This window comes from Acidovorax sp. DMC1 (assembly GCF_056314325.1).
In genome coordinates this window covers 253,819-272,738 of record NZ_JBQUYO010000008.1, presented here as the reverse complement: position 1 = coordinate 272,738, position 18,920 = coordinate 253,819, and the positions used below count along the sequence as shown (strand labels likewise).

General features: G+C 63.2%; 17 protein-coding genes. 3 read left to right on the top strand and 14 right to left on the bottom strand.

Annotated features, from left to right (window positions below):
- Nucleotides 1-7 precede the first annotated feature (7 nt).
- The 9 genes from fliN to fliF all read right to left on the bottom strand — a co-directional run bounded on the left by fliN (nt 8) and on the right by fliF (nt 8,924).
- Nucleotides 8-448, bottom strand: a complete 441-nt coding sequence (gene fliN, locus ACT531_RS17555; RefSeq protein WP_110961878.1) for a flagellar motor switch protein FliN — start codon at nt 446-448, stop codon at nt 8-10.
- The gene (gene fliM, locus ACT531_RS17550) at nt 438-1,442 is read right to left on the bottom strand and encodes a flagellar motor switch protein FliM (RefSeq protein ID WP_015015805.1); all 1,005 of its coding nucleotides are present in this window, start codon (nt 1,440-1,442) and stop codon (nt 438-440) included. Before fliM ends, fliN begins: the two co-directional genes overlap by 11 nt.
- A gap of 22 nt (nt 1,443-1,464) precedes the next feature.
- On the bottom strand, nt 1,465-2,058 hold the full coding sequence (locus ACT531_RS17545; protein ID WP_110961877.1) for a flagellar basal body-associated FliL family protein: 594 nt from the start codon (nt 2,056-2,058) through the stop codon (nt 1,465-1,467).
- A 193-nt stretch (nt 2,059-2,251) separates the two neighbouring features.
- On the bottom strand, nt 2,252-3,634 hold the full coding sequence (locus ACT531_RS17540; RefSeq protein ID WP_476018241.1) for a flagellar hook-length control protein FliK: 1,383 nt from the start codon (nt 3,632-3,634) through the stop codon (nt 2,252-2,254).
- A gap of 2 nt (nt 3,635-3,636) precedes the next feature.
- Nucleotides 3,637-4,086, bottom strand: a complete 450-nt coding sequence (locus ACT531_RS17535; RefSeq protein WP_476018240.1) for a flagellar export protein FliJ — start codon at nt 4,084-4,086, stop codon at nt 3,637-3,639.
- 21 nt (nt 4,087-4,107) lie between these two features.
- Nucleotides 4,108-5,502 carry a flagellar protein export ATPase FliI gene (gene fliI, locus ACT531_RS17530; RefSeq protein WP_476018239.1) on the bottom strand — a complete coding sequence of 465 codons (1,395 nt, stop codon included), beginning with the start codon at nt 5,500-5,502 and terminating at the stop codon, nt 4,108-4,110.
- Nucleotides 5,492-6,226 (bottom strand): FliH/SctL family protein, encoded by a 735-nt coding sequence (locus tag ACT531_RS17525; RefSeq protein ID WP_476018253.1) that lies wholly within the window; start codon nt 6,224-6,226, stop codon nt 5,492-5,494. The genes fliI and ACT531_RS17525 overlap by 11 nt, the downstream gene beginning before the upstream one ends.
- Nucleotides 6,213-7,208 (bottom strand): flagellar motor switch protein FliG, encoded by a 996-nt coding sequence (gene fliG, locus ACT531_RS17520; RefSeq protein ID WP_060984674.1) that lies wholly within the window; start codon nt 7,206-7,208, stop codon nt 6,213-6,215. The genes ACT531_RS17525 and fliG overlap by 14 nt, the downstream gene beginning before the upstream one ends.
- Nucleotides 7,209-7,229: 21 nt before the next feature.
- Nucleotides 7,230-8,924 (bottom strand): flagellar basal-body MS-ring/collar protein FliF, encoded by a 1,695-nt coding sequence (gene fliF, locus ACT531_RS17515; protein WP_476018238.1) that lies wholly within the window; start codon nt 8,922-8,924, stop codon nt 7,230-7,232.
- 175 nt (nt 8,925-9,099) lie between these two features.
- On the opposite strand from fliF, the gene fliE reads away from it, so the two are divergent.
- The gene (fliE, locus tag ACT531_RS17510; protein ID WP_015015813.1) at nt 9,100-9,411 is read left to right on the top strand and encodes a flagellar hook-basal body complex protein FliE; all 312 of its coding nucleotides are present in this window, start codon (nt 9,100-9,102) and stop codon (nt 9,409-9,411) included.
- A gap of 310 nt (nt 9,412-9,721) precedes the next feature.
- Here fliE and ACT531_RS17505 read toward each other — a convergent pair whose 3' ends face one another.
- The 4 genes from ACT531_RS17505 to ACT531_RS17490 all read right to left on the bottom strand — a co-directional run bounded on the left by ACT531_RS17505 (nt 9,722) and on the right by ACT531_RS17490 (nt 13,748).
- Entirely contained in the window at nt 9,722-10,021 is a 300-nt protein-coding gene (locus ACT531_RS17505) for a flagellar protein FliT (RefSeq protein WP_007860919.1), read from the bottom strand.
- A 2-nt stretch (nt 10,022-10,023) separates the two neighbouring features.
- Nucleotides 10,024-10,473, bottom strand: a complete 450-nt coding sequence (fliS, locus tag ACT531_RS17500; protein ID WP_476018237.1) for a flagellar export chaperone FliS — start codon at nt 10,471-10,473, stop codon at nt 10,024-10,026.
- 65 nt (nt 10,474-10,538) lie between these two features.
- A complete protein-coding gene (gene fliD / locus ACT531_RS17495) occupies nt 10,539-11,972 on the bottom strand; it encodes a flagellar filament capping protein FliD (RefSeq protein WP_476018236.1) in 1,434 nt (477 codons plus the stop codon).
- A 264-nt stretch (nt 11,973-12,236) separates the two neighbouring features.
- Nucleotides 12,237-13,748 carry a flagellin N-terminal helical domain-containing protein gene (locus ACT531_RS17490; protein ID WP_296018988.1) on the bottom strand — a complete coding sequence of 504 codons (1,512 nt, stop codon included), beginning with the start codon at nt 13,746-13,748 and terminating at the stop codon, nt 12,237-12,239.
- Nucleotides 13,749-14,183: 435 nt separating this feature from the next.
- On the opposite strand from ACT531_RS17490, the gene ACT531_RS17485 reads away from it, so the two are divergent.
- The gene (locus tag ACT531_RS17485) at nt 14,184-15,692 is read left to right on the top strand and encodes a flagellin N-terminal helical domain-containing protein (protein ID WP_476018235.1); all 1,509 of its coding nucleotides are present in this window, start codon (nt 14,184-14,186) and stop codon (nt 15,690-15,692) included.
- A 147-nt stretch (nt 15,693-15,839) separates the two neighbouring features.
- Nucleotides 15,840-18,032, top strand: coding sequence for an O-linked N-acetylglucosamine transferase, SPINDLY family protein (locus ACT531_RS17480; RefSeq protein WP_476018234.1), 2,193 nt, complete (start codon nt 15,840-15,842; stop codon nt 18,030-18,032).
- A gap of 97 nt (nt 18,033-18,129) precedes the next feature.
- On the opposite strand, the gene ACT531_RS17475 is transcribed toward ACT531_RS17480, so the two are convergent.
- Nucleotides 18,130-18,912 (bottom strand): cephalosporin hydroxylase family protein, encoded by a 783-nt coding sequence (locus ACT531_RS17475; RefSeq protein ID WP_476018233.1) that lies wholly within the window; start codon nt 18,910-18,912, stop codon nt 18,130-18,132.
- Between the last annotated feature and the right edge of the window lie 8 nt (nt 18,913-18,920).

Genomic DNA, 18,920 nt, shown 5'->3' with positions numbered 1-18,920 from the left:
GCTCCCACTATCCACGGCTCACCCGACGCAAACGTTCCGAAGGTGTGACCACATCAGTCAGGCGGATACCGAACTTGTCGTTGACAACCACCACTTCGCCTTGGGCGATGAGGTAGCCATTGACCAGCACGTCCATGGGCTCCCCAGCCAGCGCATCCAGTTCCACCACCGAGCCTTGCGCCAGTTGGAGGATGTACTTGATTGGTACCTTGGTGCGCCCCAGTTCCACGGACAGCTGCACCGGGATGTCCAACACCATGTTGATGTCGTTGACCGTGTCGCCACCCGTGGCGCCGGAAAACGGCCGTACAGGCTCACCAGACAGCGGACCACCTTGCTCTGCATCGGCAGGCTTTTCATCCGTGCGCTTCTGCTCTTCCAGCGCCTCCGCCCAACCCGCAAACGGGTCGTCCGCACCAGCATCCTTGTTGTCTTCTTCAGTTGCCATTTTTCTCTCCCAGCCAGCTCATGTCCGACGTACGCAGGCACTCTTCAATGCGGATGGCGTACTTAGAATTGTGGGTTCCATACTGGCATTCAAAAATTGGAACCCCTCCGATCGACGCACGGATGCGGGGCTCACGGTCCAGCTCAATGAAGTCACCAGGCTTCATCGCAAGCAATTGCTCCACAGTGGCATCGGCCTTGGCCAGCTCCGCCACCAGCGTGACCTCTGCAGACTGGATTTCGCGCTTGAGCACGTTCACCCAGCGACGATCCACCTCGATGGAATCGCCCTGTGTGGACGAATACAGCACATCGCGGATCGGCTCCAGCGTGGCATAAGGCATGCAGACATGGATCGCACCAGAGAGATCTCCGATTTCCAGCTGAAACGCCGTAGACACCACAATTTCGCTGGGCGTAGCAATGTTGGCAAACTGGGGCTGCATTTCCGAGCGCTGGTACTCCAGCTCTAGCGGATAGATGCCCTGCCATGCCTTCTTGTACTCAGCGCAGATCACATCAACCAGCCGGTTAATGACCCGTTGTTCTGTGGGTGAAAAATCGCGCCCCTCGATCCGGGTCTGGAACTTGCCGACACCCCCATACAGCGTGTCGATGATGCCGAACACCAGCGAGGGCTCACACACGATGAGCCCGCTGCCACGCAAGGGACGGATGGCCACAATGTTGAAATTGGTAGGGACCGCCAGCTCGCGCAGAAACGCGCTGTAGCGCTGAACGGACACGGTGCCCACCGATATTTCCGGGCTGCGCCGGATGAAGTTGAACAGGCCAATGCGGAAGTTGCGCGCAAACCGCTCGTTGACGATTTCCATCGTCGGCATGCGGCCACGAACGATGCGCTCCTGGCTGGAAATATCGTAGTTGCGGACGGCCCCTGCCTCCGCCACTTCCTCCACGGACTTCTGGCTCTCGCCCGTGACCCCTTCCAGAAGGGCATCGACCTCTTCCTGCGAAAGAAATGAATCACTCATGGCTGGTCCTTAACCCGTGGGCTCATTGGATGATGAAACTCGAAAAGAGCACCCTGCGCACCGGATTGCGCTCGGCACGCTTGCGCGCTGCGGGGCGCTCCTCCGCGTCTCCGTCCTGTTCGGCAGCCGCTGCCGCCTTGGCACGCTCGCGCTCCGACGGCACGGAGTAGCCCAAGGGCCGCGAGACCTCACGCAATATGTCGTTTGCCAGCTTCTCTTTGCCCTCGCGCTGTAGCAGCTCCGAGGACGTGCGCTGGGACACCAGCATCAAAATGCCGCTGCGAATCGAAGGCAGGTACTGCTTGACCTGCTCTGCAGTTTTGGCGTCATCCACCTCCAAGGTGATGCCAATCTGTGCAAAACGATCCCCCCCTGGGTCCGCCAGATTGACCACCATGTTTTCCATGGGCAGGAAGGTGGGCGCGACTTTGGGCGACTCCTTGTGCGCTGCAGGTGCTCCACCGCCCTCTTCGTCTTCAGCGGCGTGGGACCGGCTGGAGATAAACCATGCGGCCGCCCCCCCTCCAATCACCAGCACAGCCACCACCACACCGATGATGATCAACAGCATCTTCTTGCTCTTGGCGGGTGCTGCTGCGGGAGTATTGGCTGACACGATGGAATTCCTTGCGGTATGGAGCAGGTGATACGGGCACTATCAATGTGCGAGCATGACCGGGTAGCCCATTATTGGTCGGGGGTGTAACCAATAATAGCCAGAATAAAAGCCCAAAACCATGGCATTCACCGCGCTCTCCGCCCGCGCGGATGGCAAAAGGCAATGCGGACTGACCACACTACCCCGCAAATCAAACGAAGATGTCGACCGCGCGGTCCAAAGTCCCGCCACCGCGCGCCAGAGAGGTAGCCCCGGCCGGAACAGCGGACACCACTTGCGCTTGGCGCGCTCCTTCGCGGGGACGCTGCTGCCCAGCCTCTCCACCACCGGCACTGTCACGCGCCGAAGTACCCACCGACATGCCAGACAGCACCAAACCCTCGCTGCGCAACAAGTCGCTCAACTGCGCCATGCTCTGGTCCAGCAGTTCCCGCGTCTGTTGCTGATCGCTGCGGAACGACACATGCGCTTCGTTGCCCGACAGGGACACCGACACCTCCACGGGGTGGCCATCTCGCTGCAGCGTCAACTCGGCGTTTTGCGTCTTCTGGTTAACCCAGTAGGCCACCTGCTCGGCCACCTGCTCTTCCGCCCCCAAGGCATTGGGATCCACCAACGCTGTGGCATCGGTGAAGCTACCCGCGTCCGAAGGTGATGGCCCTGACACGCCTTCAGACCAAGCGCCGGCAGTCCCTGCGCCCTCTCCGTTTCCATGAGAACGCCCGCCGGCTGGTGACTCCGCTGTCTGAGCAGATCCAATCATCGCAACCACACTGTCGGCGAGCGGTGCTGCCACCTCTATGCCGACAACGGAACTTGACTGAGCAACACCCGAACGCTCCATCGTGGTTCCGGCAGGTACACCCATCAAAGCCCGCTCTGCGGTGGAGGCCAACAGTGCAGAAGACGATCCATGCACCGTATTCGCCCGCCCGGTCGCATCCGTCGAGGCGACTGCTCCAAAGGAGACCTCCGCCCCACCCATACCCATGACTCGTTGAGCGTTAGCAGCCTGCATGCGCGAGAAAGCACGTCCGAATCCGCCCAACGTGCCTTGGGAAGGTTGCTCCTTCAGGTCTGCAGACGTGTCCAATTTCGCAGTCTCTGCAACCAAACCTTGGGGAATCCCACCCAGCAACAGATCATTGAGCGCATTGCCCGGGGAAACTGCAAGTCCTTGAATGCCGGACTGCGCTACCGTTGCGATGCTCCCCGAAAACGAGTTAGCTGATTGAGACGCCACCAACGCGGACTGTCCATAGACCGCACCAGGTTCGTTCTGGTTTTGCGTGGGATCAAGCAGGCCTTGCCATGCCGCCAAGGCAGCAGCGTCCGCAGTCGACGATGAGGCTACCTCTACGCCATTTCCCGCAGAAGACAAGGGGGTGTCACCCGAGCCCTCCCCAAGCACATTGCCGTAGACCCCGCCCCCCAACGCCGCCAGCAGCGCCAAAAAACCGCCACCTGCTGTTGGGTCCCCAGTCTCTGCGGTCGCCGGATGAGACGACGATTTAGCACGGGTGGCGTGGGCGGGCTGGGTGCTCTGCGAGGAAGCTACTTTGGTCGGTTCCATGTTCAATTCTCCTGGTCCGCATTACGATACTGCAACGCGGCGCGCTCGTCGGTTTGTTTCTGATCCCTGCGCTGCTGCTGCAGAGCAAAGTCGCTGCGCCTCTTCTCCACCACCTTGCGCAGGCTGGCTAAGCGAAGCTCGGCATCCAGCAGCGCGCGCTGCGCAACTTGCACCCGCGCAGATTGATCACCCACCACACCGTTCTGAATGCTGGCCGCATGGCCCAGCCTATTCATGAACTGGTAGTGGTGGTACATCACTTCGGGCTGCATGGCCGTATCGGCCTTCATGCCCCAGCGTGACTCAGTCTCTCGGGCGTAACCTTCCAGCTGATTGAGCTGGGCACGTGCCGCCTGCTCAGCAGCCAGCGTGTCCTGCAAAACCTTGCGGGCATCGTCCCGCTTGCGAGAAGCCACTTCGACCGCGACGGAGAGGGCGTTGAGACTGGACATGGCTGCTTACCTTGCCGGCCGTCAATGGTCCAGCACCGCGGCCATGGCGCCTACGCTCTGGTCCATCGACGCTGCCTCAAACATGTCCTGCTGCAGAAAGCCCGCCATCTGCGGCTGCAGGCGAATGGCCTCGTCTAACGCCGGATCGGAGCCGCTCATGTAAGCACCTACCTGCACCAAGTCCCTGCTCTTCTGGTAGCGCGAATACACCGCACGGAACCGCCGCGCCAGATCAAAATGCCCGCGAGACACCACGTTGTGCATCACCCGCGATGCCGATTGCTCGATGTCGATGGCCGGGAAATGCCCGGTCTCTGCCAAAGCCCGTGACAGCACAATGTGCCCGTCCAGAATGGCACGCGCCGCATCCGCGATGGGGTCCTGCTGGTCATCGCCCTCCGATAGCACCGTATAAAACGCCGTGATGGAGCCGACGCCATGCAGGCCGTTGCCGCTGCGCTCTACCAGCTGGGGCAGCTTGGCAAAACAGGACGGCGGATACCCCTTGGTGGCAGGCGGTTCGCCAATGGCCAGTGCAATTTCTCGTTGCGCCATCGCGTATCGGGTGAGTGAATCCATGAGCAGCAACACGTGCTGGCCCTTGTCGCGGAAGTGCTCGGCCACGGCAGTGGCATAGGCGGCGCCCTGCATGCGCAACAAAGGGGGCGCATCGGCAGGGGCCGCAACCACCACCGACCGCGCGCGGCCTTCCTCGCCCAGAATGTCTTCCACAAACTCCTTGACCTCGCGGCCCCGCTCCCCGATGAGTCCGACCACGATCACATCGGCCCGGGTGTAGCGGGCCATCATGCCCAGCAACACACTCTTGCCCACCCCGGAGCCTGCAAACAGCCCCAGGCGCTGACCTCGCCCTACGGTCAGCAGGGCATTGATGGCGCGCACACCGGTATCCAGAGGTTCACGCACCGGATCCCGGTCCATGGCATTGATCTGCCGCCGCCCCATGGGCTCAGATACGACATCCCGCACTGGTCCGCCGTGGTCGAGAGGCAGGCCTTGGGCATCCACCACGCGCCCCAGCAATCCATCACCCATGGGCAGACGCAGCACCCCGGCGCGCTGCACAGGCCGGGGAGGCTCGCCCAAGCGGGGCATGGGGATGTACGGTGCGGCCGGCACCACACTGGCACCACTGGACAGCCCATGGATGTCGCCCGCAGGCATCAGAAATGCGCGGTCGGCAGAAAACCCGACCACCTCCGCCAAAACCGGCGCATGCCCCGGCATTTGCACCATGCACTGCGAGCCCACGGGCACACGGATGCCCACGGCCTCCAGCACCAGCCCCGTCAACCGCGTGAGTGTGCCGCGCGTCTCCAGCGGCGCACCTTCGGCCACGCGCGCTCGCGCATCGTCCATGAACCGGGTCCAGGCCGAGGGTGTGTCAATGGTCATCGCCATCCCCACGCGCTTCGTCATCCCAAGGCGACTGCAGCCCCAAGGACGCAATGGCACGCTGCCAACGCTTGTCAATGCTGCCGTCGACGACGGTGCCCGCAGACTCCACCAGGCAGCCCCCTGCGGGTACGGCGGCATCCGCCATCCATTGCACACCCGGTGCATTGACCTCTTCGCGCAAGGGCTCGGCCATGGCCTCCATGTCCACCGGATTGAGCCGCACCGTGGCAGGGCGCCCCTCGGTCACGAGCATGTCAACAGCCTCTCGCACCACGGGCAACAAGGCATTGGGGTTGACTGACAGTTCCTGGCGCACCACCTGGCGCGCGATGTCGCACGCAAGCTCCAGCAGCTGCTGCGCCATCTGTTGCTGCATGTCGATCAGGCTCGCGTCGAGCGTTTGCAGCACGCTCTGCAAACGCTGCGCCGCCTCCTGCCCCTGCAGGGCAATGTATTCATCCATGCGGCGCTGCCATTCGAGCGCCGTCTGCGCTTGTCCCTGGGCGAAGCCCTCTGCGTACGCATCATCACAGGCTTGCTGAACGAGGGCCTGCTGCGCCGCTTCATCCAGTTCTGCGGGCAGTTCCGCCACCGGCTCCGGTTCGGGCTCAGGCTCCACCAGGTCGGAACCATCGACGGCAGAAAACTTCCATTGCTTGAAGTCGCCGACCTCCTCGCTGGGAATGAACCGCGAATACGACCGCTGGTTAGACGAAGGCATCATCACCACCGCCTCCAATCACGATCTGGCCTTCATCGGACAGGCGACGCACCGTCTTGAGGATTTCCTTCTGCTGCGCTTCGACCTCGGACAGCCGCATGGGCCCCCGCGATTCGAGGTCTTCGCGCAATGCGTCTGCCGCACGCGAAGACATGTTGGACAGGAATTTCTCGCGCAGTTCGGGCACCGCACCCTTGAGGGCCACGATGAGGGTTTCGGACGCCACTTCCTTGAGCACCGTCTGGATGGCCTTGTCGTCGAGCTTGAGCACGTCCTCGAACACGAACATCTTGTCCATGATCTTCTGGGCCAGGTCGGGGTCGTAGCCTCGAATGGACTCGAGCACCACGGCATCCATGTTGCCGCCCAGCAGGTTGATGATTTCGGCAGCCGCCTTGACGCCGCCCAGCGAGCTCTTGCGGATCTTGTCACCACCGGCCAGCACCTTGAACAACACCTCGTTCAGGTCCTTGAGGGCCGTGGGCTGAATGCCCTCCAGCGTGGCCACGCGCAGCAGAATTTCGCTGCGCTGGCGGTCTGTCAGGTGCATCAGGATGCCCGAGGCCTGGTCGCTGTCCAGATGGACCAGGATGGCGGCAACGATCTGTGGATGCTCGTTGCGCAACAGCTCAGCCACCGACAGCGGGTCCATCCACTTGAGGCTCTCGATGCCGGAGACATCGCCGCCCTGCAAGATGCGGTCGATGAGCAATCCGGCCTTGTCTTCGCCCAGCGCGCGCTTGAGCACGGCGCGCACATAATTGCCTGTATCCGACACCAGCAGGCTCTGTGCCGCCGCCGCGTTGGAGAACTTGTTGATAACCTCGTCCACCTTCTCGCGCGACACCGTGCGCATGCGCGCGATGGTCTCGCCGAGTTTCTGCACTTCCTTGGGCGAGAAGTGCTTGAAGACTTCTGCCGCCTCCTCCTCGCCAAGCGACATCAGCATGATGGCGGCGTCATTGAGTCCTTGCTCGTCCATGGTTGTCGTCCAGGATGGGGTTCAGGCGGGATCGCCGTTCAGCCACGTCTTGAGGATATTCGCCACGGCGACCGGGTTCTCCTTGGCCAGCACGCGGGCGTCTTCCAGGCGCAGCTGTTCCGGGGTCGCAGGCAACACTTCGTCTTTGCGGCTGGGCGCGGCCAAGGCTGGGCGCTCGGGCGTCTCGGCCTCCAGGGCGTCGAGCTGACCACCCGCCACCGGCTTGGCGGCCGTGGCCTTGGCAGGCGCGGAGCCCTTGAGCGCGGGACGCACCAGCCCCATCAGAACCAGCGCAGCGAACAGAACTGCACCCACCGGCCAGGCAAAGGTCTTGGCCAAGTCCACCACCTCAGGTTGCTTCCACAGCGGGGTGTCCGTCGTTGGCACCGCAGTCACCTGGAACGGTGTATTCATCAGATTCACCGAGTCTCCGCGCTCCCGATTGAAGCCAATGGTTTCACGCACCAGAGCGGTCATCTGCTCGATCTGCTCGGGCGTGAGCGCCTTGGTCACGGTCTTGCCCTTGTCCTCGGCCGACTGGAAATTGACCACCACAGCAGCGCTCAGCCGCTTGACGGCACCGGTGCTGCCACGGACCACCTTGACGGTCTTGTCCACTTCGTAGTTAGTGGTGGACTCGCGCTTGTTGGTCTGCTCCTCCGTCCCCTGCTGACCGCCTGCGTTGGGCGCGGGGTTGGCACCGTTGATGGGAGCGGCAGAGGGAGCGGGAGGCTGGTTGGCGACAGCGCCGGGTACGCCCGTGGCTGTCTTTGTCGAGCTGCCGCGACTCTCCAGCACCTGCTGACTGCGCACAGCACTCGAATCCGGCGTCTGGTTGGGACGGAACTGCTCGGAGGTGGATTCGGTCTGCGAGAAATCCACCTCGGCTGTGACCTGCGCCTTGACGTTGTCGCGGCCGACCACGGGTTCCAGGATGTCCATGATGCGGCGGGAATACTGCTGCTCTAGTTGCTGCACGTACAGCAACTGCTGGGCATTGATTTCAGCGCCGGCCGTGCTGTCGGGCGACTGGGAGAGCAGTTTGCCCGTGTCGTCCAGCACGCTCACGGCGGACGGTGCCAGCTCAGGAACGCTGGAGGCCACCAGATGCACGATGCCCGCGAGCTGCGCGCGATCCAGAATGCGCCCGGGATGCAGACTCACCAACACCGAGGCCGAAGGCTTTTGCTGCTCACGGAAAAAGCCGTTCTGGTTGGGCAAGGCCAGGTGCACACGAGCGCTTTGCACCGACGACAGTGCCTGGATGGACCGGGTGAGTTCCCCCTCCAACCCGCGCTGGAAGTTCAGACGCTCCTGAAACTGCGTCATCCCGAATTTGTTGGACTCCATCAGTTCAAAACCCGCGACGGAGCCCTTGGGCAAACCCTGCGTGGCCAGCCGCAAACGTACATCGTGCACGCGCTCTGCAGGAATCAGGATGGCGCCGCCACCCTCGGAATACTTGTAGGGGACGTTCATCTGAGACAACTGGGCCACCACGGCCCCGCCATCCTTATCGCCCAGGTTGGAAAACAGCACCCGGTAGTCGGGCTGGCGCCCCATCACGACGGCCGCAACGGCAGCAGCCACCAGCAGCGCCGCGCCCGCACCCAGCCGCATGCGCTGTGCCCGGTCGAGGGCGGACAGCCGCTGCAGCCAGTTGGGGCTGGCCGGCGTCGGGAGCGGATTGAGAGGGACTTCAGCAACAGCAGACATCTTGCTTTCCATTAAAGCAGGCCCTGCAACAGACCTAGCGTGGGGTCGATTATTCGGTCATGCCCCCACAATGTTCGCTTGATAAGCCGTCCGTTTGGCCATCTATTCAGCGCGATGCATCCTGGGCCGGTAGCTAGGATACGCAGCATACCGCCATTCCCCTACGGATACCGCCATGGACCTTCGCATCTCCAGCTCAACTGCCCCGCTGACGGGCGCTGGCGTCGCGCGCCGTGCCGCAGCGCCGCAAACCACGGGCAATGAAGTCGGCTTCTCTGGCGCGCTCAAGGGCGCGTTGCAGTCGGTGAGTGCCGCTCAGAACAAGTCTTCAGAGATGCAAAGGGAGGTGCAAATGGAAAACCCCTCCGTGAGCCTGGAAGAAACCATGGTGGCCATCCAGAAGGCGCAAATCGGCTTTCAGGCCACCTTGCACGTGCGCAACCGCATGGTGCAGGCGTATACCGACATCATGAACATGCAGGTGTAACAGCGGGCAGATGTTGCCACGTCTCCCGGCTAAACAAGCGTGGCACTACGCTAGCCCCACGCAATTGCTATTTTTTTAATAGCTTTAAAGGCATATCGCGCTAGCGCTTGATGCCGATTTGATCCACATTCCTGAAATTTGGGCTCATTCAGGTTGCCACACCCCACCTGCTGTGTGCATAACCCCTCGGCAAAGCACCGATCAGCTCCCGAGAGGGCCGGAGCCCCCTCATCCGACTGCTGCCTCTACCAAGCCATGCCTCGTGTCAGGCCATCGCCATCGAAAAGCTCGGGCACGCCCGCAACTGCACTCAATGCATCATCTGAGGCTGACCCTCGAACAGATGTTCGAATTGGGCAAGCCAAGGCTCAGCCAAGCAACGGATTTGCGCATCGTTGCGCAAGATGCGCTGCATGATGCGGGTCTTTTCACGGCGGTGCTCAGGCAGCAGTTCGTGCTCCTGGGACTTGAAGCGCAGTTGCTCGATGAGCACAGCGCAGGCGCCTTCATAGCGCACCACGCCATCCCAGTCCTTCAGCTTGGCAGCCTCCAGCATCTTGGCGCTGCTGTCTTCAATCGCCTTGTAATAGTCAATCAGCATGTGGGACATGGTCAGGCCTCCACCAGCACTGGCTGGCCCGACGTAGGCGTTTCGGCTGCACTCGCACCCGATTTCTTGATTTCGTTCCACCCGGTTGCCACGGGCTCAATCAGTCGCATGACCTCCTGCATCAAGGCGTCATCGTTGCGCGCATTGGCCAGGATCAGGCGGTGGATGCAGTAGTCGTACAGTGCCCCAAGGTTCTGAGCCAATTCTCCACCATCGACCTTATCGAGTGAAGTGCTCAGTCCCTCTTCAAGGATGCGAACCGCCTTGGAAATTGCGTTCACCTTGCCCAGCACATCGCCGCGGGCCAAGGCACCACGCGCGGTGGCGATGGAATTGAGAACACCTTCATACAACAGGCTGACCAGCTGGTGCTGGTCGATGGTGTGCATGCTGGTTTCTACATTGATACGCTGATAAGCGTTGGCTGCACGGGGGCTGTAGGCGCTGAACATGCTGTCAATCCTTCCGAGGTATTGCTTAAGTTATCGGCTTGCGCTCAGAAAACTGAAGCCCCGGTTTAACCGTTTGATTTATTCCAGGCGGTCACTTGCTGCGCGATGTAGGCGTTCAGGCCATTGAGGCTTGCCATCTGCTTGTCCAGCGCGTTGTAGCGCTGGGTAATGCGCTTCTCGAACGCATCGACCTTGTCGTTCACGCGGTTCTGGTCCTGTGCGTTGCGCTTGAGATTGAGCTGCAGGGTGTCGTCCTTGGACTTGAAGAAGCCGTCGTTGGACAGCAGGTTGGTGGTCAGCGCCTTGAGCTGCACGGCGATGCCGTCCGCCTTGCCGCCACCCGTGTTGCGGAACAGGTTTTTGACGTCTTCAGGGCTTTCGGTCAACGCCTTGCTCAGCTTGGCAGAGTCAACCGCCAGATTGCCGCCCAACTGCTGGGTGATGCCGACGTCGGCCAGCCGACTGAAGACCCCTCCGCCGGTAGTGATGGACTGGATGGCGTTGCGCAGCGAGTTCTGCAGCGCCACTGCGGTCGAGTCGCCCTGCAGCAGACCCGCCGACTGGGTCTTGGCATCGTACTTGGTGGCGTCCTGCAGGATCTCGTTGATGGCGTTGTAGGCCTTCACGAAGCCGTCGATGTTGGCGCGGATGGCCGCCTCGTCCTTAGCGACCGTGATCTCGATCGGGGCCGTGGTGATCTGCTCAGCCTTGAAGGTCACGCCGGACACCGTGGAGGCAAAGGTGTTGGTGGCGGACGTGACGGCGATGCCGTTCACCGTCGCCTTAGCATTGGCGGCCGCCTGCGAAACCGTCGTGCCCGCCACCAGCCGAGACAGACCAGTGGCGTCGGTGTTGCCAGCGCTCTGGGGGTCGGTGTCGCCGCCCTCCATCACGCTCAACCGGAAGCCAGCTTCTTCACCGGTGTTCTTGCCGCGCAGCAGAAGGCGCTCGCCTGAAGCGTCGGTCAGGATGGAGGCGGTCACGCCCGCGTTGGCGCCATTGATCTTGCTGGCCACGTCGGAAAGTTTGTCGCTAGCGAGGATGGTGATATCCACGGGCTGGCCGCTCGATGGCGTGAAGGATGCCGGCGCAACGCTCCACTTGCCCAGTTCCAGCCGCAACGTCCCCGCCCCCAGCGCGCCACCCACAGGCAGCAGAGCCGCTGACGCCGTGGCTTGTGCCTTGGCCAAGCCCTGCACTTCGACACTGAAGGATGTCGGCAAAGTGCCACCAATCGCCGAGGCCGATACAAATTTGGAATCCGACGAAGTGGTGGTGACGCCGTTCCAGCCCGTCACGCTGGTCAGCTTGCTGGCAGCATCCTGCAAGGTGGACACCAGCGACTTGATTTGTCCGTAGGCGGAAATCTTGGTGCTGACGGTGGCCGCCTGCAGCTTCAATGCGTCCAGGGGCTTTTTTTCCAGGGCCACCAACTGAGAAATGATGTTCTTGACATCGAGCCCGTTGGTACCAACGCCTGGTGATGAAATCGTGGCCATAGCAACCTCCTGAACTGGATCAACGGAAATTATGGCGCGCAATGGCTGCCAGGATCGTCCGTATTCGCACCAGGAAACCCGTCTTATCCAGCGGTCCTGGCACCCGCCGGCTCTGAGAACGTACTTGCGATTTCTTTTTCGCGCGTCGAAAGGAAAATCGTAAACGCACCCTGAAAGTCAAAAGGGCGGCGACAGAAAGCTTCTGCCGCCGCCGAGGTCCGACCGGGACGCTGCAACGCCCCGGCCGCCCGCACCTGCTGCAATTTAACGCAGAAGGGCCAACACACCTTGCGGCAGCTGGTTGGCCTGGGCCACCATGGCCGTGCCGGCTTGCTGCAGGATCTGCGAGCGTGACAGGTTGGCGGTTTCAGCTGCGAAGTCAGCGTCCAGAATACGGCTGCGCGATGCGGACAGGTTCTCGGACGTTACTTGCAGGTTGCTGATCGACGTTTCGAAGCGCGATTGCAGAGCACCCAGCTTGGCGCGTTCACCGTTGATGAACGACAGGGCCGAATCCACGGTCTTGAGTGCTTCGGTGGCCTTCTTGAACGTGGTCACGTCCAGGTTGGCAACTTCTTGCAGGTCAGAAGCCGAGTTGGCGGCGGTTGCGGTGTTAAACGCGTTGGTGGTGGTGGCCACGGTCGAGAACGCCTTTTCGGAGTCCAGAACCACGTAGCCGCTGATGGTCGATGCGTCGGCACCGGAGGCTGCGGCCAGCGTGTCTTGTGCGCCGATGGCGGTGCCGTCGGCCTGCAGCTTCTGGATGTTCACCGCGCCGGAGTTTGCACCCGAGGTGGCGCTCTTGGCCAGCGTGATGTCCTGACCGGAAGCGTTGGTCAGGATCACGCCGGTGTTGGTGTCGTTCACGCGGGCGGTCACGCCGGTCTTCGAGGATTGCTCGTTAATGGCGGACACAGCCCCCGACAGGCCGTCGGCAGTGTTGAGGGCGGTCACGTTGAACGACACAGACTGGCCCAGGGCGGTGCCGGTCGGCGTGTTGTCCGAACGCAGTTCGAACGTATAGGAGCCCACCGCGCCGAAGGTCAATTCGACTTCCGTGCGTGCCGAGGCCGTCACGCCGGTGTTGGCCGTCTGCAGGTTGATGTTGTCCGCCATGGCCTTGGCCGTATCGTTGGCAGCGATGGTGATGTTCTTAGAACCCAGCGAGCCATTCACAGCCAGCGTGCCGGCGGTGACGCCGTTGGTGCCCCAGCTGGTCGCGCTGGCACCGCTACCGGAGCCGTTGGCCGACGTGTTCTGGTTGTTGCCGTACACGCTGGTGCGCAGGTTGGCCGTGGCCGCCACGATGGTCTGGTTGGCGTTGGCGCCCACTTGGAACTGCTGGGTGCCGAACGAGCCATTGAGCAGCTTGGCGCCGTTGAACTCGGTGGTTTGCGAGATGCGGTCCAGTTCGGCCACCAGTTGGCCCACTTCCTGCTGCAGGGCTTGGCGGTCGCCAGCGCTGTTGGAGGCGTTGGCCGATTGCACAGCCAGTTCACGCACACGTTGCAGGATGTCGCCCGACGCCTTCAGCGCGCCTTCAGCGGTTTGCGCCAGAGAGATGCCGTCGTTGGCATTGCGCACGGCCTGGTTCAGGCCGCGGATCTGGCTGGTGAAACGCTCGGAAATCGCCAGGCCGGCGGCATCGTCCTTGGCGCTGTTGATGCGCAGGCCCGACGACAGGCGCTGGATGGAGGTGTTGAGCGAAGTCTGGCTTGCACCCAGATTGCGCTGGGCCGTCAGCGAGGCGACGTTGGTGTTGATGGTGGATGCCATGGCAAATCTCCTGAAAAGAACTCACTGAATATGGCGTTTCCGCCAACCTGGGTGCCAGGCAAGGCACCCGGCTATACGGTCCACAGCGCCGACTGGCTCTCTGGTGACGGCGGAGGCATTTACCTTCCGTTGCATATGTTTTCGGCCAGGCATTTGGAAACTTTAGGGCTGCTCTGCGCGAAATCCGCAACCATTTGGCCCCCTCTCCCCGCTCAGCCCGTGAAACGGCTGCCGGCCCGCCCCCCCCGGCTCGGCTCGGATGTTTGGGGTGTTTCGGCACGCGAACCAGCAAGTTGACCGGCTTTTCCACGCTTTATCCCGGCAACACAGCAGTGTGGTCCTCCACACAATTACCCATCGTTCCCGCATTGCCTGGCGGACGGTAGTCCCTGAACAGGCACCCATGTCCATCCAGAGCCCCCAAGGAGCAACTCCATGGCCACCATCAATACCAATGTCGCTTCGCTGACGGCCCAACGCAATCTGGGCACCAGCCAGACTTCGCTCAACACCTCCATCCAGCGCCTGTCGTCGGGCCTGCGCATCAACAGCGCCAAGGACGACGCCGCCGGCCTGGCGATTTCCGAGCGTTTCACCAGCCAGATCCGCGGTCTGAACCAGGCGGCACGCAACGCCAACGACGGTATCTCCCTGGCGCAGGTGACGGAAGGCGCCATGAAGGCGGCCGGCGACATCCTGCAGCGCGTTCGTGAGCTGGCCGTGCAATCGGCAAATGCCTCCAACAGCCCCAGCGACCGTCAGGCGCTCAACCAGGAAGTAGGTCAGCTGGTGGCGGAACTGGACCGCATCTCGCAAACCACCGAGTTCAACGGCGCCAAGCTGCTCAATGGGACGTTTGGCACCCAGCAGTTCCAGGTGGGCGCCAATGCCAACCAGACCATCGTGGCGGCCACGGCCAACCTGCGCACCAGCGTGTACGGCAACAACCAGAACACGTCGGCCAACGGCGCTGGTGCAGCCGCCAGCGCGACCAGCTGGGGCACCAACGGCGTGACCGGCGGCACGCTGGCCGTCAATGGCGCACTGGGCTCGCAGAACATCACGCTCGTGGCCAACGACACCGCCAAGGCCATGGCGGACAAGATCAATCTGCAGACGGCCAACACGGGTGTGACCGCCTCGGCCCGCACCGAGCTGGACCTCTCGTTCACCTCCGTCGGCTCCTACACCTTCGAGCTGCGCTCGGAAAACACGCCCACCGCGCCAGCTCTGGGCCAGTCGATTTCGTTCAACGTGTCGGCACTGAACACGTCGGACGGCCTCTCCAATGCCATCTCCGCCATCAACGAGCAATCGGCCAAGACCGGCGTGACGGCTTCGCTGAACGCCACCAGCACGGGCATCGTGCTGTCCAACGCCACGGGCCAGGACATCGGGCTGTACAAAAGCGCAGCCTCGGGTGCCAACGCGGGTGCCATCACCATCCAGAAGCTGCAGGCCGACGGCACCGCCACCGGCGCTGCCGACACCCTGGCTGCCGCATCGGGCGCCGATGCTTCGACCATCAGCGGCTATGTGGTGCTCGACTCCGAGAAGTCGTTCTCGACCGTGGCCACCACGACCAACGCGTTCAGCACTGCTGCGCCCGCCGATTCCGCCTCGGACTTGCAGGAAGTGGCCAACCTGGACGTGACCACCTTCAAGAAGGCGACCGAAGCCCTCAAGACGGTAGACTCGGCGCTGGCGTTCATCAACGGCGAACGCGCCAAGCTGGGTGCGCTGCAGGCGCGCTTCGAGACGGCGATCTCCGCGCTGAACATCACGTCAGAGAATCTCTCTGCCTCGCGCAGCCGCATCCTAGACGCCGACTTCGCGGCCGAAACCGCCAACCTGTCGCGCGCGCAGATCCTGCAGCAAGCGGGCACCGCCATGGTGGCCCAGGCCAACCAGATCCCGCAGGGCGTGCTCAAGCTGCTGCAGTAAGCAAAGCCGGCAAACTCGCCGACTGGAGGCCCGATCCCCGGGCCCCGGCTGGCGCGGCGCCACCGCGCCAGCGGCCGCAACCATGCAAGGATCGATGTGAAGGGCAGACCACCTCCCAGCCACGCGCAACCCGGCGCAGACCCCAGGATGCAGGCCGCGCTCGAATCGGGCCAATGGGAGCTGCTCGCGCGGCTGTGCAAGCAGGCCTTGCGCAAGAATTCACGCCAGTTGCAGGCCCACCGTTACTTGGGTCACGCACTCGACTGCCTGGGCCGCAAGGACGAGGCCGCCGAGGTCTACCGCCACGCTGCCGCCCAATGGCCCGGCGATGCGGAACTGCTGATCAACTACGGCAATTTGCTTCTGGGCTTGGCGCGCAACACCGAGGCCCTGCCCATCTTGCAGCGCGTGTGCGAGCTGCGCCCCGACAAGTCGGTGTGCTGGCTCATCCTCTCGCAATGCTGCTACCTCATTGCCCGCCACGAGCAAGGCTTCCAGGCCGCCGAGCGTGCGGCCGCCCTGGCCACCACCACGGCCGAGAAATCGTCAGCCCTCACCCAGAAGGCCATCCACCGGCGCGAGCTGGGCCAGGTCAAGCAGGCGGTGCAGGACTGCCTGGCCGCCATCGCCCTCACGCCGGCCGACTATGCCAACCACACCAACCGGCTGCTTTTCATGCTGGCCGACCCAGACGCCGACGCGGCCATGCTGGCGAGCGCGGCGCGGGATTTTGCGCAGGCGTTCGAGCCCGCCCTCCAGCCCAGCTGGCCCGACCACGCCGATCATCGTGGCGATCCCTGGCGACGGCTGCGCATCGGCTTCCTCTCACCGGACTTCCGCATCCACTCGGTGATGTACTTTGTGGAAGGCCTGTTGGCCCAGCTGGACAGGCGCCAGTTCGAGGTGTTCGCCTTCTATCTGTTTCCGCGCGACGACCAGGTGACGGCGCGCGTGGAGCACCATGCAGACCACTTCGTGCGCCTGGCGGGCCTGAACGGGGCACAGCAGGCGCAGGCCATCCGTGCCCATGGCATCGACATCCTGATCGATCTGGCGGGGCACACCGGCCACAACGGCCTGCTGGCCCTGGCCCACAAGCCGGCGCCGGTGCAGGTGTCGTGGCTGGGATTTCCTGCCACCACGGGGCTCCAGGCCGTGGACTACAAGTTCACCGACGAGGTCACCGACCCACCGGATGCGCAGGATCAATACACCGAGCAGCTCTACCGCCTGCCCACCCTGTTCGCCTGCTACCGTCCGATGAGCCGCCACCCGCTGTGGCGCTATCAGCCCCGCTATCTGGTGCGCCCCACCCCGGCGCTGGCCAACGGCTTCATCACGTTTGGCTCGTGCAACAACCTGGGCAAGCTCACCGACGACGTGCTGCGCCTGTGGGGCCGCATCCTGCAGGCGGTGCCGGGCTCGCGTCTGCTGATCGAAGGCAAAAACCTTGGCGAACCGGGCTTTGCCAGCGAGTACCGGTTGCGCTGCCAGGCGCTGGGCGTGGACACCGAACGGCTCGACCTGCTGGGCCTGAGCGGCGACAACCAGTACCTGACCTACCACCACATCGACATCGCCCTGGATCCGTTTCCGCTCACGGGCGGAACCACCACCTTCGACGTGCTCTGGATGGGCGTGCCGCTGGTGTCCATGGTGGGCGAGAGCTTCAAGAGCCGCATGGGCGTGGGGCTGCTCACCTACCTGGGGCGCACGGAATGGCTGGGCAAGACGCCCGAAGACTATGTGCGCATTGCCTGCGAACTGGCCAGCGACGTGCCCGCGCTGAATCAGCTGCGCCAGGGCTTGCGCGACGAGGTGGAGAACTCGCCGCTCATGCGGGAAGACGTGTTCAACCACCACTTTGCGGACGGCCTGCGCTCGATGTGGCTGCAGTGGCTGGCGGCATCGGCGCACCCGGGCGACCCTGCGGCGCAGCAGGCGGCCATGGCCGCATGGCTGCAGGACTGCCCGGCCGAATGGAGCGCGCCGCCCGTACCCGGCGTGGGCGTGAAGCCCGGCCAGCGCATCAGCCTGAGCGAAGCGCACCAGCGCCTGCAGAGTCTGGTGGACAAGGCCAAGGCGGGCCACAGCGCCACAGCGCCCGGCCTCGATGGCGCGGCATCCATCACCGACCGGAACTGGATCGCTGTGACTGGCTTGGCCGAGATGGTGCTCAACGCCGTGCCGCACGACCCGGTGGCGCTGGCTTGCCTGGCAGAAGTGGAGAACGCACACGGCCATCCCGACTTTGCCGTGACGTACCTGCAATACGCCATGCGCGCCATGGAACGGCAGGCGCAGACGGCGCAAGATTCACAGCGGGCGCAGGCGATTTGAGTCGTCGAGCCTGAATTGATAGCATCCAGCGTTTATCCAGCTAGCGCCGAGCCCCAAAATCCTTTAGATCCGGGCGCAAAATCTAGGGCTTGCATCCTCAGCTGGCGCGGCGGCGCAAGAATCCCTCGGGCGCCACCGTGACCTGCAGACGCTGCTCCATCTCCGCATCGACCTCGAATTCCGCATGCCCGGCCAGCCACTGGCGCACCGCCGTCTTGGGGTTGTTGCCCACGTCCCAGGGTCGGTCGGCAAAGAACTTGGGCGGCATGTCTTCCACAAAGGTATCGAACACCACACAGTAGCTCCCGGGCGTCACCAGGGGCGCATAGGCGTCGAGCTCCCCCAGCACATGGTCGTGCGTGTGCATGGAGTCCAGGCACACCAGCACGCGCTGGTAGCCCTGGGCAAAGTCGCGCACCTGCTGCACCACCTCGGGCGCCACAGCCGAGCCCTGGATCATCGCGATGCGGCTGGCCATGGGGTGGGCTTCGATGGCGGCACGGTTGTGGGCGCGGATGTCGATGTCCACGCCCAGCACCTTGCGGCGCGATGCGCGCGGGTCCATCGTGGTGCTGGCTTCAATCGCATCGCTCATGTCCAGCAGCGCCAGCAGCGAGGCGCTGAGCACCAGCGAGCCGCCGTGGGCGATGCCGGTCTCGATGATGAGGTCGGGCCGCACGCGCCACACCAGCTCCTGCATGGCCACCATGTCCTGCGGGTACTGGATGATGGGCCGCCCCATCCAGTCGAAGTTGTAGACGTACTGCCGCTGCATCGAGGCCTGCAGCCAGTCGCGCGACAGGGTCTGAAACGCCCCATCGCTGGCATACGACTCCAGACGCGCTTGCCGCTCCAGGCGAAATTGTTCTGATGGATGCATGGTCACGC

Bases quoted from the DNA above. Each gene is read 5' to 3' on its own strand.
- ACT531_RS17540 (WP_476018241.1), bottom strand. From the start codon at position 3,634: ATGGAACCGACCAAAGTAGCTTCCTCGCAGAGCACCCAGCCCGCCCAC.
- ACT531_RS17535 (WP_476018240.1), bottom strand. From the start codon at position 4,086: ATGTCCAGTCTCAACGCCCTCTCCGTCGCGGTCGAAGTGGCTTCTCGC.
- ACT531_RS17480 (WP_476018234.1), top strand. From the start codon at position 15,840: ATGCAGGCCGCGCTCGAATCGGGCCAATGGGAGCTGCTCGCGCGGCTG.
- fliD (WP_476018236.1), bottom strand. From the start codon at position 11,972: ATGGCCACGATTTCATCACCAGGCGTTGGTACCAACGGGCTCGATGTC.
- fliN (WP_110961878.1), bottom strand. From the start codon at position 448: ATGGCAACTGAAGAAGACAACAAGGATGCTGGTGCGGACGACCCGTTT.
- fliF (WP_476018238.1), bottom strand. From the start codon at position 8,924: ATGTCTGCTGTTGCTGAAGTCCCTCTCAATCCGCTCCCGACGCCGGCC.
- ACT531_RS17525 (WP_476018253.1), bottom strand. From the start codon at position 6,226: ATGCCTTCGTCTAACCAGCGGTCGTATTCGCGGTTCATTCCCAGCGAG.
- fliS (WP_476018237.1), bottom strand. From the start codon at position 10,473: ATGTTCAGCGCCTACAGCCCCCGTGCAGCCAACGCTTATCAGCGTATC.
- fliG (WP_060984674.1), bottom strand. From the start codon at position 7,208: ATGGACGAGCAAGGACTCAATGACGCCGCCATCATGCTGATGTCGCTT.
- ACT531_RS17490 (WP_296018988.1), bottom strand. From the start codon at position 13,748: ATGGCATCCACCATCAACACCAACGTCGCCTCGCTGACGGCCCAGCGC.
- ACT531_RS17505 (WP_007860919.1), bottom strand. From the start codon at position 10,021: ATGTCCCACATGCTGATTGACTATTACAAGGCGATTGAAGACAGCAGC.
- ACT531_RS17475 (WP_476018233.1), bottom strand. From the start codon at position 18,912: ATGCATCCATCAGAACAATTTCGCCTGGAGCGGCAAGCGCGTCTGGAG.
- fliE (WP_015015813.1), top strand. From the start codon at position 9,100: ATGGACCTTCGCATCTCCAGCTCAACTGCCCCGCTGACGGGCGCTGGC.
- ACT531_RS17485 (WP_476018235.1), top strand. From the start codon at position 14,184: ATGGCCACCATCAATACCAATGTCGCTTCGCTGACGGCCCAACGCAAT.
- fliM (WP_015015805.1), bottom strand. From the start codon at position 1,442: ATGAGTGATTCATTTCTTTCGCAGGAAGAGGTCGATGCCCTTCTGGAA.
- fliI (WP_476018239.1), bottom strand. From the start codon at position 5,502: ATGACCATTGACACACCCTCGGCCTGGACCCGGTTCATGGACGATGCG.